1 protein-coding gene is annotated in these 665 nt (G+C 66.3%); it reads left to right on the forward strand.

What is annotated here, in order from left to right; genetic code table 11:
* A partial coding sequence (locus BAW75_RS11245; protein WP_275937796.1) for a non-reducing end alpha-L-arabinofuranosidase family hydrolase occupies positions 1-665 on the forward strand: 665 nt, incomplete at both ends.

The raw sequence follows: 665 nt of genomic DNA on the forward strand, positions 1-665 counted from the left end.
GTGGCGCCGACGTTGTTCTACTTCGCGCCGCGCAACATCTGGGTCCTCGCGTACCAGTGGGGGCCGACCGCGTTCTCCTACCGCACCTCCAACGACCCCACCAACCCCAACGGGTGGTCGTCGGCGCAGCCGCTGTTCACCGGCAGCATCTCCGGCTCCGGCACCGGCCCGATCGACCAGACCCTGATCGCCGACGACCAGAACATGTACCTGTTCTTCGCCGGTGACAACGGCAAGATCTACCGCTCCAGCATGCCGATCGGGAACTTCCCCGGCAGCTTCGGCTCCAACTACACCACCATCATGTCCGACAGCACGAACAACCTGTTCGAAGCCGTGCAGGTCTACAAGCTGCAGGGCCAGACCCGCTACCTGATGATCGTCGAGGCCATCGGCTCCCAGGGCCGCTACTTCCGGTCCTTCACCGCCACCAGCCTGAACGGCTCCTGGACCCCGCAGGCCGCCACCGAGTCCAACCCGTTCGCCGGCAAGGCCAACAGCGGCGCCACCTGGACCAACGACATCAGCCACGGCGAACTCATCCGCACCACCGCGGACCAGACCTTCACCGTCGACCCCTGCAACCTCCAACTGCTCTACCAGGGCCGCTCCCCCAACTCCGGCGGCGACTACGGCCTCCTGCCCTACCGCCCCGGACTGCTCAC

Origin of the sequence: Micromonospora chalcea, from assembly GCF_002926165.1 — a bacterium.
GTDB lineage: Bacteria > Actinomycetota > Actinomycetes > Mycobacteriales > Micromonosporaceae > Micromonospora > Micromonospora chalcea.